Annotated in this window: 12 protein-coding genes; 5 read left to right on the top strand and 7 right to left on the bottom strand. The window is 71.7% G+C overall.

Features of this window, described 5'->3' with window-relative positions; all coding sequences use genetic code 11:
• Nucleotides 1–6 precede the first annotated feature (6 nt).
• Nucleotides 7–1,077 (top strand): helix-turn-helix transcriptional regulator, encoded by a 1,071-nt coding sequence (locus tag ABD944_RS04265; protein WP_345172589.1) that lies wholly within the window; start codon nucleotides 7–9, stop codon nucleotides 1,075–1,077.
• 70 nt (nucleotides 1,078–1,147) lie between these two features.
• Here the strand turns inward: ABD944_RS04265 and msrA are convergent, their stop codons facing one another.
• Entirely contained in the window at nucleotides 1,148–1,657 is a 510-nt protein-coding gene (msrA, locus tag ABD944_RS04260) for a peptide-methionine (S)-S-oxide reductase MsrA (protein WP_345172587.1), read from the bottom strand.
• Nucleotides 1,658–1,730: 73 nt separating this feature from the next.
• On the bottom strand, nucleotides 1,731–2,474 hold the full coding sequence (locus ABD944_RS04255) for an SDR family oxidoreductase (RefSeq protein ID WP_345172585.1): 744 nt from the start codon (nucleotides 2,472–2,474) through the stop codon (nucleotides 1,731–1,733).
• An 81-nt stretch (nucleotides 2,475–2,555) separates the two neighbouring features.
• On the opposite strand from ABD944_RS04255, the gene ABD944_RS04250 reads away from it, so the two are divergent.
• The 3 genes from ABD944_RS04250 (at nucleotide 2,556) to ABD944_RS04240 (ending at nucleotide 5,186) form a co-directional block, all read left to right on the top strand.
• Complete coding sequence (locus ABD944_RS04250) at nucleotides 2,556–3,029, top strand: RrF2 family transcriptional regulator (RefSeq protein ID WP_345172583.1); 474 nt, start codon at nucleotides 2,556–2,558, stop codon at nucleotides 3,027–3,029.
• 61 nt (nucleotides 3,030–3,090) lie between these two features.
• Nucleotides 3,091–4,380 carry a VWA domain-containing protein gene (locus tag ABD944_RS04245; RefSeq protein ID WP_345172581.1) on the top strand — a complete coding sequence of 430 codons (1,290 nt, stop codon included), beginning with the start codon at nucleotides 3,091–3,093 and terminating at the stop codon, nucleotides 4,378–4,380.
• Between the two features lie 2 nt (nucleotides 4,381–4,382).
• Nucleotides 4,383–5,186: a hypothetical protein gene (locus ABD944_RS04240; RefSeq protein WP_345172579.1), complete on the top strand. Its 804-nt coding sequence runs from the start codon at nucleotides 4,383–4,385 to the stop codon at nucleotides 5,184–5,186.
• 62 nt (nucleotides 5,187–5,248) lie between these two features.
• On the opposite strand, the gene ABD944_RS04235 is transcribed toward ABD944_RS04240, so the two are convergent.
• The gene (locus tag ABD944_RS04235) at nucleotides 5,249–6,484 is read right to left on the bottom strand and encodes an epoxide hydrolase family protein (RefSeq protein WP_345172577.1); all 1,236 of its coding nucleotides are present in this window, start codon (nucleotides 6,482–6,484) and stop codon (nucleotides 5,249–5,251) included.
• Nucleotides 6,485–6,556: 72 nt separating this feature from the next.
• Nucleotides 6,557–9,529: an AAA family ATPase gene (locus ABD944_RS04230; RefSeq protein WP_345172575.1), complete on the bottom strand. Its 2,973-nt coding sequence runs from the start codon at nucleotides 9,527–9,529 to the stop codon at nucleotides 6,557–6,559.
• Nucleotides 9,530–10,154: 625 nt separating this feature from the next.
• Between ABD944_RS04230 and ABD944_RS04225 the strand changes: the two genes are divergently transcribed.
• A complete protein-coding gene (locus ABD944_RS04225; protein ID WP_345172573.1) occupies nucleotides 10,155–10,526 on the top strand; it encodes a hypothetical protein in 372 nt (123 codons plus the stop codon).
• A 54-nt stretch (nucleotides 10,527–10,580) separates the two neighbouring features.
• Here ABD944_RS04225 and ABD944_RS04220 read toward each other — a convergent pair whose 3' ends face one another.
• The 3 genes from ABD944_RS04220 to ABD944_RS04210 are packed head-to-tail and all read right to left on the bottom strand — an operon-like array spanning nucleotide 10,581 to nucleotide 12,833.
• Nucleotides 10,581–11,366 (bottom strand): MerR family transcriptional regulator, encoded by a 786-nt coding sequence (locus ABD944_RS04220; protein WP_345172571.1) that lies wholly within the window; start codon nucleotides 11,364–11,366, stop codon nucleotides 10,581–10,583.
• 12 nt (nucleotides 11,367–11,378) lie between these two features.
• Entirely contained in the window at nucleotides 11,379–12,242 is an 864-nt protein-coding gene (locus ABD944_RS04215) for an alpha/beta fold hydrolase (RefSeq protein WP_345172569.1), read from the bottom strand.
• A gap of 60 nt (nucleotides 12,243–12,302) precedes the next feature.
• On the bottom strand, nucleotides 12,303–12,833 hold the full coding sequence (locus tag ABD944_RS04210) for an isoprenylcysteine carboxyl methyltransferase family protein (protein ID WP_345172567.1): 531 nt from the start codon (nucleotides 12,831–12,833) through the stop codon (nucleotides 12,303–12,305).
• Between the last annotated feature and the right edge of the window lie 4 nt (nucleotides 12,834–12,837).

Here is a 12,837-nt window from a genome sequence, read left to right as displayed (position 1 = left end):
CAGACCATGCTGGAAACTTCCGCGAGACTCCTCGCCCTGCTCTCACTCCTGCAGTCGCGACCGTCCTGGCCGGGCTCCGAGCTGGCCGAACGCCTCGGCGTGAGCAGCCGCACGATCCGCAACGACATCGGGCGGCTGCGCGAGCTCGGCTATCCCGTGGAGGCCACGCGCGGCACGACCGGCTCCTACAGCCTCGGTGCCGGCACGAAGCTGCCGCCGCTGCTGGTGGACGACGAGGAGGCCGTCGCCATCGCGATCGGGCTGCGCGCCGGAACCGGCATCAGCGGCATCCAGGAGAGCAGTGCCCGCGCCCTCGCCAAGCTGGAGCAGGTGCTCCCGCACCGGCTGCGCCGCCAGGTCGCGGCGATCCACGAGTCCACCTCCCAGGGGCCCCACAACACCGCCTCCAACGTCGAGGACCCCGAGGTCGACGCGGCGGTCCTGGCGCAGATCGCCACGGCCGTCCGCGACCACGAATGGTTCCGCTTCGACTACACCACCGGGCCCGACGAGCGGGAGGGCGAACTGCCCTCGGGCACGGCGGCGACGTCGGGGCCCAAGCTCGTGGAGCCCTACCGGCTCGTCAGCTGGACGCGCCGCTGGTACCTGGTCGGACGCGATCCGCAGGCCGGCACCTGGGCGACGTTCCGGGTCGACTGGATCACCCCGCGCATGCCCACCCACCGCGTGTTCACCCCCACCCCGTTGCCCGGACTCGACTACACCAGCTTCGTCCTGCGCGACGTCGCCTCGACGGGCTGGAAGGTGCACGCCCGGATCACCGTGTTCGCCCCCGCGGAGGAGGTGCTGTCGCGCATCAACGCCACCGTCGGCGTGGTCGAGTCGGTCAGCGACGAGAAGTGCGTGCTCGTGACGGGAGCCGACAGCCTGGAGACCATCGCGGTGTACATCGGCATGCTCGGACTCGACTTCGAGGTCACCGGACCCGCCGGTCTCGTCGACCACCTCGCTGTCCTGGGCGAACGCTACCTGCGCTCGATCGGCAGGATGAGCAGGAGCAGCGAGGCCGAAGGCGGCGGTGATGCGGGCTCGGTTCGGCCGGGTAGGCCGTCGTAGGACAGGTCGAAGTCGGCAAGGTGCCGGCAGCGCGGACGGCACGCATGGCCGTCCGCGCTCTCCCGCGGGCTCAGGCTTCGGCGGTGCGCTTGGGCAGCTTCCAGCCGGGGCGGGGGAAGTGGCACGTGTAGCCGTTCGGGTACTTCTGCAGGTAGTCCTGGTGCTCGGGCTCGGCTTCCCAGAAATCGCCGGCGGCCGTCACCTCGGTGACGACCTTGCCCGGCCACAGGCCGGAGGCGTCGACGTCCGCGATGGTGTCCTCGGCGACCTTCCGCTGCTCGTCCGATGTGTAGAAGATGGCGGAGCGGTAGCTCGTGCCGATGTCGTTGCCCTGCCGGTTCACCGTCGTGGGGTCGTGGATCTGGAAGAAGAACTCCAGCAGCGCCCGGAAGTCGGTCAGGTCGGGGTCGTAGACGACCTCGATGGTCTCGGCGTGGGACCCGTGGTCGCGGTAGGTGGCGTTGGGCACGTCGCCGCCGCTGTAGCCGACCCGTGTGGAGACCACTCCGGGCTGCCGGCGGAAAAGCTCTTCCATGCCCCAGAAACAGCCGCCCGCGAGCAGGGCCCTCTCGGTTGCCATGTTCACTTCCCCCTCGTGTCCTTCGTCGCTCACTACAGCGGGCGTCGCAGCGGCCTTATTCCATGGGCCGCCCCTACCGCTGTTCGGCGAGCCACTGGTCGAAGGTGGTCGGCATGATGCGGGCGTCCGGGCCGGGCAGCAGCACGTTGCCCGCCGCCTCCGGGCTGAATATCGCCGACCACGTCGGCACCAGCTTCACCGTGCGGCCGCGCGCCTGGCCGGTGCGCCTGGCCATGTCGACCAGGTCCTGCGGTTCGGGCCCGGCGACATCGCGGTAACGCCCCTGCGGCCGGCCCGTCGCGATCTCGGCGAGCACGGCGGCCACGTCCGCGGGCGCGACCGGCCGCACCAGCAGGGGCGCGATCGCGGCGACTCCGTCCCGCTCGGTCCAGCTCGTCACCATCGCGGCGAAGTCGTGGAACTGCGTGGCCGGGACGATCGTCCACGGCACCGGACCGGCGGCCACCAGGCGCTCCTGCTCCCGTTTGCCGGCGTAGTGCGCGTTGCCCTCGATGCGGTCGACCCCCACGATCGACAGCAGCACGTGGTGACCGACGCCGGCCCGCTCCTCGGCGGCGAGCAGGTTCCGCGTGACGGCGCCGAAGTAGGCCACCGTCTCGGCCGGGTCGGCCGCGGTGCTGTTGGTGGCGTCGACGACCGCGTCGACGCCGGCCAGCACGTCGTCGAGGCCCTCGCCGGTCGTCAGGTCCACGCCGAGCGAGCGGCTGATGCCCACGACCTCGTGGCCGTCCCGCTGGAGAGCGGCGGCGGTGAGGGTTCCGATGTTCCCGGTCGCGCCGGCGACGGCGATCCGCATGGTGTCCTCCCATGTCCTGGCGGTCGAGCGGAGAATATCATGGATAAAACAGATCCATGATATCTGCGATACGCTTCGGGTGTGAAACTGCCTGTTAGCACCGAATGGGTCCTGCACTGCGCGACCACGCTGGCCCAGCTGGATCCGGGAGTCAGCGCGTCGACGGCTCAGCTGGCGCAGTACTACGACCTGCCGGCGCCCTATCTCGCCAAGCAACTGAAGGCCCTCGTCAAGGCAGGCTTGCTCACCGCGACCGCGGGCCCGCGCGGAGGGTTCCGTCTCGCGCGGCCGGGCTCCGAGATCACGCTCCTGCAGGTCGTCGAGGCCGTCGACGGCACGTCCTCACCGTACGAGTGCCGCGAGATCCGCCGGCAGGGCCGGGGAGCGCTGCCGGCCGCCGAGTGCCGGAGCACCTGCGTGCTCGCCGCGAAGATGGCGGACGCGCACCGGGCCTGGCGGGACAGCCTCTCCGGCGTCACCCTGGCCGACGTCCTCGACACCCTCCCGCCGTCGGCGCCCTCCCGCACCCGCGCGCGCCTGGCGGAGATCACTTAGCTCGGGAGGAGGCTTTCCGATCTCCGCTCGGGGGGCCTCCGGGCGTCATTAGGATCCCCTGGTGATCTTCAAACGATCGTTCGCGGGCGGCTGTCTGCTCGCCCTGCTCGCCCCCCTGGCGCTGGTCGGCGCACCCCCCGTCTCCGCCGATGACGGCGATCCCGCGGAGCCGCCCAAGGTCGAGCTGGTGCTCGACGTCAGCGGCTCCATGCGCGCCCGCGACATCGACGGGCTCAGCCGGATGGCGGTCGCGCAGCACTCCTTCGGCGCGGTGGTCGACTCCCTGCCCGAGGGGACGCAGCTGGGCATCCGCGTCCTCGGGGCGCGGCACCGGTTCCCCGGCAGCCCCAAGGCCGTCGGATGCACCGACACCCAGCAGCTCTCCCCGGTCGGCCCGGTGGACAAGGCGCGGGCGAAGGCGGCGATCGCGACGCTGCGCCCCACCGGCTGGACGCCGATCGGGCTCGCGCTCCGCGCGGCGACCAGGGACCTGGGCACCGGGGAGACGACACGAAGGATCATCCTCATCACCGACGGCGAGGACACCTGCTCGCCCCCCGACCCCTGCGAGGTGGCGCGCCAGCTCGCCGCCCAGGGCACGCACCTGGTCGTGGACACCCTCGGGCTGACCCTCAACGACAAGGTCCGGCAGCAGCTCACCTGCATCGCCGACGCCACCGGCGGGACCTACACCGCCGTCCAGCACCAGGAGGAGCTGACCGGCCGCCTCAACCAGCTCGTCCAGCGCGCCGGCACCACCTACAAGAGGACTCCGGAGAAGGTCGCCGGGACCGCGGGGTGCGCCGACGCGCCCACGCTCGCGCCCGGCGTGTACACCGACCGGGAGCGGTTCAGCGAGCACCGCTGGTACCGGGTGTCGGTGGCTCCGGGCCAGGAGCTGCGCGCCTCCGTCAGCGTCTCGCTCGACCGGACCCTGAACCCCGACCACGGCGTCCTGCTGCGCGCGGTGTCCGGGGCCGGACAGGAACTCGTCCGCGGCACGGACGCGGGCAGCGGACGCACCGACGTGCAGTCCACCGGCCTGCGCTGGTCGGACCAGCGGACCGGGGCGGACGCCTCCGCCTCGCCGTCGCCGGACGGCGGTTCCGGCGGCACGCCGGTCTGCCTGGTGGTGAGCAACTCCTTCTCCGCCCCGCCCACGGTGCGGACGGCGCCCGGCATGCCGCTGGAGCTGACCGTCGACCTCGTGCCGTCCTCGGACACGCCGGGCGAACCGGACCTCGGCCGCGGCTGGCTGCTGCTCATCGTGCTCGCCGCGACGGGCCTCGTCGCCGGCCTCGCCACCGGATGGCTCGCCCGGTGGCGGGTGGCCGTCTGGAAGGAGAACTGACCATGCGCGCCTCCCTCCTCCTCGCGTCCGCGGCCGCCTGCGCCGTCCTGCCGGCGACCGCCGCGCCGGCCGCCGCGGACCCCTCCCCGAGCCCGCGACCGACGATCGGCACCGCGGGAACGTCCTTCCTGACGGCGACCACCGTGGAACCCGGGCAGCAGGTCCGCGTGCCCGCCTCGACCGGCGACTACCTGTACTGGTCGTTCGCCGCCGCGGCCGGGCAGACCGGGCGGATCGCGGTGACGGTCGCGCTGCCCCCCGCGGCGAGCCGCCACGGCGCCGCGACGTACGGCATCGACGTCTTCGACGGGCTGCGCCGCCGCCAGGCGTGCACGGCCGGTCCGCAGAACGCGACGGCGGCGGCCGGGGCCGCGAGCGTCCGGCTCCGCTGCACGCTGCGGCGGGTCCGGGCGTGGGCCGAGCCGTGGTCCGACGACCCGCTGCCCGGCACCTACTACCTGCGGCTCGCGGCGAGCGGCCTGCCCGAGCAGGACCTCGGCCTGCCGATCCGGGCCGACGTGCGGATCAGCGCGAAGGACGGGGACGCCCGGCCCGCGGGCGCGAAACTGAAGGCGCCGCTGTCCCCGGCCGTCGACCCCGGGGCCACGCTCGCCCCGGGCGCCGCGCCGTCGGCGGGCCCCGTGGACTCGGCGCCGAAGCCGGCGGAGCGGGTCAAGGGCTGGTTCTCCTGGCCGTCCGGCCGGTGGTGGTGGACGATCGGCGGCGGCGTCCTCGCCGCCGTCATGTCCGTGGCGGGCTACAGCCTGACCCGGCATCCGCGCCGCTGGTTCTCCGCGCCGCGCTGAACCGGTCCGGGCCGGGGCCGGGGGGACGCCATGGCGTCCCCCCGGGCCCCGCCGCCGTCGACTCAGGGCCTGCGGCCTCGGAAGGTGCGGCGCAGGTCGCTCACCCAGGCGTCGGGGTTCTCCCAGGGGATGAAGTGGCCGCCGTGGTCGTGGGCGTTGACGTTGACGTGGTTGAACCAGGCGCTCTGCGGGCCCGTCTCGAACGCACGGACGCGCTCTTCGGCGGTGTGGACGCCGGGCGGGTTCTCGTAGGTGACGAAGGTGAGGCCGACCGGGGCCTGCACGACCGGGGTGCGGTCGTGGGCGGGCGTCCAGGGGTAGCGGTTGGCGTTGGCGTAATACCGCATCGACGTGGCGATGGAGTTGTTCACCCAGTAGATCGTGGCGTGGGTGAGCAGGTCGTCCTTGCTGAAGACGGACTCGACGTCGCCGCCGCTGTCGCTCCAGGCGTTCCAGCGCTCCAGCAGCCAGGCGAGCAGTCCGGCGGGCGAGTCGCTCAGGCCGTGGGCCAGGGTCGCGCCGTCGAGCATGTGCACGGTGAGGTGGGACGCCGAGCGGTGGTCCATCTCGATGATGCGGGCGCGGACGTCGGCGGGCTGGTCGTCGGTGAGGGGACGGTTCCGGGCGAAGTCCCAGGCGCGGGGGCCGTTGAAGAAGTCGAGCGGCAGCCCGGAGCCGATGTGGATGCCGTACAGCTCGTCGGCGTACTTGTGGCCGAGCTGGCTGGTGACGATCCCGCCGATGTCGCAGCCCCCGGCGGCGTACTTCTCGTACCCCAGGGTCTCCGTCATCAGCGTGTGCCAGAGATCGGAGACCTTCCAGAAGTTGACGTCCGGGAAGCCGGTGAGCGGGCCGGGGAAACCGAAGCCGGGCAGGGACGGCACGATGACGTCGAACGCGTCGCCGGGGTCACCGCCGAACGCGGCCGGGTCGGCGAGCGGGTCGATCACCTTCGACCAGTGCCAGAACGTCCACGGCCAGCCGTGGGTGAGGATCAGCGGGACCGGACGGGGGCCGCGGCCCGGCTTGCGCATGAAGTGCACCGGCACACCGGAGACGCTCACCTGGTAGTGCTCGTAGGCGTTGATGGCGGCCTCGGCCTTGCGCCAGTCGTAGCCGTCCCGCCAGTAATCGACCAGCCCGCGGAGGTAACCGGCCGGGACGCCGTAGGACCAGTCCTCGTTCCCCTCGTCCAGCGGCGGACGGGTCAATGCGAGACGAGCGCGCAAGTCGTCGAGGGCCTCGTCGGGCACGTGGATCGCCGTCGGTTCCAAGGGGAAGGCGTTCGAGGTGGTCATAGCGTGGTTCCTTACTGGTGGAGGGACAACGACGTGCTGTCCCCGACCTCGCCGTCGAGAATCCTCGGAGGACTAGGTGATGTCCTCGGGGAGGAGGGTGGCGAGTTGTTCGGTGGTGAGTTCGATCCCGGTGTTGGCGAGTTGTTCGGTGCGGCGGGCGTGGGCGGTGATGGCCGACCGGACCAGCTTGTCGACTTCACGGCCGTTTCCTTCGCGGAACCGATCCCGGTGGGCGTTCAGGTAGACGGTCAGAGCCTCGCGAGTGGCCTCGGGGACGCGGTAGTCCGCAGCCTCCGCTTTCTTGACGAAGATGGAGGCCAGACCGTCGACGGGGTAGGGCTGGAAGGTCAGCGTGCGCGCGAACCGGGACGCCAGGCCCGGGTTGGTGGCCAGGAACCCCTCCATCTCGTCGGTGTAGCCGGCGGCGATCACGATGACCTCGTCGCGGTGGTCCTCCATCAGCTTGACCAGCGTGTCGATGGCCTCCTGCCCGAAGTCGTGACCCGACCCGCCCGAGCGCGACAGGGTGTAGGCCTCGTCGATGAACAGCACCCCGCCCCGGGCGCGCTGGAACACCTCGGTGGTCTTGTGCGCGGTGTGCCCCACGTACTGCCCGACCAGATCCACCCGCGCCGCCTCCACCACCTGCCCCTGGGCCAGCACACCCAACGCCGTCAGCAACTCCCCGTACAGGCGCGCGACGGTCGTCTTGCCCGTGCCCGGCGGACCCGCGAAGATCAGATGCCCGGTGAACGGCTCGGCCTCCAACCCCGCCGCCCGGCGCCGCCGCGCCGAGGCCAGCAGGTCGAGCAGGTCCTTGATCTCCCGCTTGACCTCCTCCAGCCCCGTCATCCCCGAAAGGCGCGCCAGCACATCGGTGACCTGACCGGCGTCGCGCGCCTCCCCGAACCGCGCCGCCAACCCCGCGTCCACGTCGAGGTCCTCGGCGACGAGCAGGCTCAACTCCTCACCTGAGGGCAGTTCGGGCAGGTCTGCCAGGCGCTGCGCCTGCCGCTCCACCGCGGCCTCGAACACCTGCCGTGCCGCTCGCCCGTTCCCGAACGTCGCGTCGCGGCGCTGCCCCGCGAAGTGCGCCAGGATCGCCGCGCGCGCGTCATCGGCCAGCCGGTACCCGTCCCTGGTCGCATTCGACTCCACGATCTGGACGAGTTCGGCGGGGCTGTAGTTCTCGAACTCCACCGTGCGCGTGAACCGCGACTTCAGCCCTGGGTTGGCGGCCAGGAAGTCGCGCATCTCCGCCGAGTACCCGGCGGCGATCACCACGACCTCGTCGCGGTGGTCCTCCATCAGCTTCACCAGGGTGTCGATGGCCTCCTGCCCGAAATCGGTCCCCGTCGCCTTACGCGACAACGTGTAGGCCTCATCGATGAACAACACCCCGCCCAGCGCCCGCCGGAACACCTCCGTGGTCCGCAGCGCCGTCCCGCCGACGTTCTCCGACACCAGATCGGCCCGGCTGACCTCCACCACCTGGCCCTTCTCCACCACACCCAGCGCCGCGAGAATCCCGCCGTACAACCGCGCAACCGTCGTCTTGCCCGTCCCCGGCGGACCCGCGAACACCATGTGCCGAACGATCACCGGCCCCGGAGGCAACCCCGCAAGCCGCCGCTGCTCGGCCATCTTCTGCAGACTCGTCACCTTCCGGATCTCACGCTTCACCCCCGCCAGACCCACCATCGCCTCCAACCGGCCCAGCAGCGCGTCCGCCGACCCGTCAACCGGTTCCTTCGCCACGGGCGGCGCGGTCTCGGGTGCGGCCGGCGCCTGTTTCCCGGGCTTGGCCGGCGCGTCCTCGACCGGCTCGGCCGGCGCGCGCTGCTTGGCCTGCGCGGCGGCCAGATCGAAGTCGAACAGATCCGGCCTGCCGTTGCCGACACTCGTCAGGTCTTCGACATGCACGGTCGTACCCAGGCAGGTGAGGATTCCCCGGCCGATATTGTCCGCCAAGGTGCAGCCGCGGATGGCGAGCGTGCCCCCCGGTTCGACGCTCACGCCGCCGAGCTTGCTGCCGGTGACCGTCGTCCCCTCCATCCGGACGCTCGCGCCCCCGTCTATCTCGACGCCGACCCGCCCCGAGTCGGTGACCCGTCCCCGGACGATCGTGACGTTCGAGTCCCGGGCGAGGAACATGGCGTTGCCGGGCGTGTCGGCGACCTCGCAGTCCTCCAGGAGGGCGGTGCCCTTCTCGATGACCACGCCTGCCCGGTGCGGCGCCTCCGTCCTGACCCGCCGAGCGGTCAGCGAGCCGCCGGTCGCCACCCAGATCCCGTCGGTTCCCGCGCCCGTGACCAGGCAGTCGTCCGCGGTGAGACCGCCCTTGTCGACCACGGCGACGGCCGTCTTGCCGGTGCCGCGGATCTCGCAGTCGCGGAGCACGACCTCCGCGCGCTCCTCGATCCGGAGCGCCGAGCTGGCCGGGTCGCTGATCGTGCACCGCTCGAGCACCGGCTTGGACCCCTCGGTCGCCCAGACGGCGTGCCCGCCCGCCTCGCTGATCTGGCACGACCGCAGGGTCACCGTGCTGCCGCTGCGGACCGCCACCGCGTTGCCGCCCGTCCCGGTGACCGAGGTGGCCTCCATGAGCCCGGACGAGGCGCTGTACACGACCGCGCCCTCCTGCACCTCGCAGTTGCGCAGGGTGAGGTTGGCGCCCCTCGACGCCCGCACGGCGAGCCGGCCCCGGGTCATGAACTCGCACCGCTCCGCCACGATGGTGCCCCGGGCGACCTCCAGCGCGAGGCCCTCGTCGCTCCAGTTGCGGACGATGAGCCCCTGCAGCGTCACCTTTCCGCTGACCTCGACCGTGCCGACGGTGCGGCCGTCGAGCGTCACCGAGCCCAGCCCCTCGACGGCCGTCATCACGAAGTCGCTCTTACTGTGGAACCCCGTGTTCGGGTACGAACCCGGCTCGATCAAGATGTGCCGTCCGGGCGGCGCGTTCGCCGGGAGCGGCGCCTTCAGCGCCTCCAGTACCGTTCGAAACGCCCCGGGGGAGGTCAGGGACACGATCAGACGATGCAACGAGACTCCTCACGAATCACCGTAATGGTGGCATGAGCAGACCCGTTCTCGCTTCGGTTGACCTCCTCGTAGTGCGGAGTCCGTTCTGACAGGAGATCTTCGGGGCCTCAGGCAGCCTCGGACGCGGGCGCACCCCACCCGGACACCGGGTCTTCTCCCGATCTTCCGCGGGCCCCGGAAGGCGACCCGCGTGCGGCATGTGCGGGGACGCCCGCCGTCAGGCGTCTTCCCCTGCCCTTCCCTGGCCGCCACAGACTCGGGGGCCCTCACCGGCCGACCCCCGCGCACCCGCCGCAGTACCGGGCAATGGCCGCATTCGATATCTGCGATTTCAGCAGCGGAGCCCCGCGCCTGATGCTGCACAAGCGCTACACCATGTACCAGGTGATCCAGGAGGCCGCCGGTGCCGCCGAGTTGAGCTGGACGGACTGCGAACGCGAGGACCGCGGCGACGGGTTCTTCCTCCTGGCGCCCCCCCGGCTACAGCGTCCACAGTCTGATCATCTCTCTGGCCCCCGAGATCAGCACACGGCTGCGCCAGATCAACAAGGGGCTGCCCGCGAAGCAGCGACTGCGCCTGCGCATGGCGGTCCACGACGGAGAGCCCACTCACGATGATCACGGTGTGGTCAGTCCCGACCTGAACCTTCTGTTCCGGCTGCTCAACGCGCCCGCCCTCCGAGCGCGTTTCGAGCAGGACGACTTCGCCCTGATCGTGTCCGACGACGTCTACGAGCGTGTGATCGAGTGGGACATCGCGATGATCGAACGTAGGGACTTCACGCCACTTCCGGTCGAGCTGACCAACCCTGGGCGGCCCGGGCCGAACGGTAAGGACGAGAAACCGGTCCACGTCGCCTACGCGTCGCCGCCGCCCCAGCCGGATCCCGGGCCCATCGATCGGTCGGCGCATCACGAGGGGCCAGACGTCCATGCCCAACTCGAACAGCTGGTGCAGCGGATGCAGGACCTCCTGGACGATGACCCGCCAAGCTGATCGAGGGAGTCGCGGTGACGACGGCCGGCGCCGCCGGTGCGTTCGCGAGCCGGGTCATCGCCGGTCATCGGTGAGGGGGATGCGCTCCAGCTTGGTCCAGCCGGTCCAGCCTCTCCGCCTCAGCAGCTCGATCAGGCGGCGGGCCTGCGGCACGGTATCGAACACCCGTGCGTCCATCAGCTCGACCAGCGGGGGATCGAGGTCGGTGTCGTCGACGTAGTCCTCGCCCTGTTCGTCGGCCATCTGCGTGATGTAGTCGGCCAGCTCGTCGGTCGCCTCGACCAGCCGCAGGTCGTCGCCGCTCTGGTCGAGGGCCTGGCCGAGCGAGCGGTAGAAGGCGACGAGCCGCGGGTCGTCGATCTGCCGGCGCTTGCGCGCCGTCCACTCCGCGACACGCTCGGGCGAGTGCGCGGCCAGCAGGATCCAGCCGTCGCGCTCGACCCGGACGATCCGCTCGTCGATGCCGAGCGCCCGCAGCCGGTCGAGATACTCGACCACCTCCGGCGGTAGCGCCAGGTGGTCTCCCGAGGCCAGCCGGGCGATCTGCGCGCGGTGGAGCCGTCGCTGCCGGATCTCGGCGCACAACCGCCTGTCGATGTCCGCGACCGCCGCGGCGAACTCTTCCTCGTCGGCCCGCAGTAGCTGCCGCACCCGTGCCAGCGGGACCCCCGCCTGGGCGAGCGTCCGGATCCTGATCAGCTCGATCACGGCGCCCGCGTCGTACCGGCGGTACCCGGAGCGGTCCCGCTCCGGCTCCGGCAGCAGTCCCTTGGCGTGGTAGTGCCGCACCGTGCGCACCGTCACTCCGGCGTAGGACGCCAGCTCGCCGATGGTCAGCATCCGACCAGTCTCCTACGGGACGGGCGTCGAGCCGGCCCGGCCGGGCGTGCTCCGGATGATGCGGGCTATCTCCGGGGCATGGGTGAAGACCAGTCGGTGGTCGGCTTCGAGCCAGAAGGCGGGGATGTGCGGCTGCTCGCGAACGAGCCGGTCGATTCCGGCACGCCAGTTCCGGTTGAGCCGGGGCGCATGCTCTCCCCCGCCCTCACCGGCCATCGAGCTCGACATGATCATGCGGACCGGCCGGTCGATCTTCCGGTAGCGGTCGAGGATCCCGGACCGGGCCGCGTCGATCTCGACGTTCAGGTCGAGGATGTCCTGGCCGGTGAGCAGCACCTGGCGCGCGGTGCCCCGTGCGGCCTCCTGCCGAGCCGCCATGTCCTCCCACATCGCGCGGAGTTCCGGCAGGAGGGCCTCGGTGACGAAGGGTTCGGGCACCGGGTTCGCCCCGTCGACGAGGACGAGCCCGGCCACGGCGCCGGGATGCTCGGAGGCGAAGTGCACGGCCAGGTCAGCGCCCATCGAGTAGCCCACGAGCACGGGGGCCTCGTCCAGGCCGAGGCGGTCCGGCTCCGCCATCACGGCGTCCAGATCGCTCAGGAACGCCTCGAAGGAGTACCGGTCGGCGGCCGAAGCGAGGCCGTGGCCTCGCAGGTCGAAGGTCACCACGTCGTGGTCGCGCCGCAGCAGCCCGGCCAGCTCGTGCAGGTCGGCCTGCGTCGAGTTCAGCCCGGGGCACAGGACGAGCGGCCGTCCCCTGCCGCCACGGGACACCGGGATCGTGATGCCCCCGTGCCGGATCGTGAATTTCCGCGTCGTCCTGCCGCCGGGTTCAGCCCATTCGCCGTGGTCCGGCGCACTGGTCGTCCTGTTCATGGCGACCATGCTGGGAGGTTGACCCTGCGTCAGGGTCAACCGCCGCGGTGGTGTGGGACGTCACGGGGGTGCGGGGCTGGTGTCGGCGGCTTGTTGGAGGGCGGCGTTCTCGGTTCTGATGCGGGTTCTCAGGAGGCCCAGGTTCACGACGGTGAACAGCAGGGCGGTGAGCCAGCAGGTGTGCACCAGCGGCAGGGCGACGCCCTCGGCGACGACCGCGACGTAGTTGGGGTGGCGCAGCCGGCGGTAGGGGCCCTCCGCCACCAGCGGCAGGTCCGGAACGATGATCACCCGGGTGTTCCACCGGACGCCGAGCGTGGCGATGCACCACCAGCGCAGCCCCTGGGCCAGGACGGCGAGGCCCAGCATCGGCCAGCCCAGCGCCGGGATGAAGGGACGGTCGAGGAACCGCGCCTCCAGCAGCGCGCCGCCGAGCAGGCCGACGTGGGCGGCGACGATCGCCGGGTAGTGCCCGCGTCCGTACTCGACGCCGCCCCTCCTCCGGGCCCAGGCCTGGTTGCGGCGGGCCACGACCAGCTCGGCGAGCCGCTCGGCCCCAACGAGCGCGACGAGCAGCGTGAAGCCGGTCACGGGT

It is taken from the genome of Actinomadura verrucosospora (genome assembly GCF_039540335.1).
Classification (GTDB): Bacteria; Actinomycetota; Actinomycetes; order Streptosporangiales; family Streptosporangiaceae; genus Spirillospora; species Spirillospora verrucosospora.
Note: the sequence above shows the minus strand (reverse complement) of the source record. Positions and strands in the feature narration are given on the sequence as shown.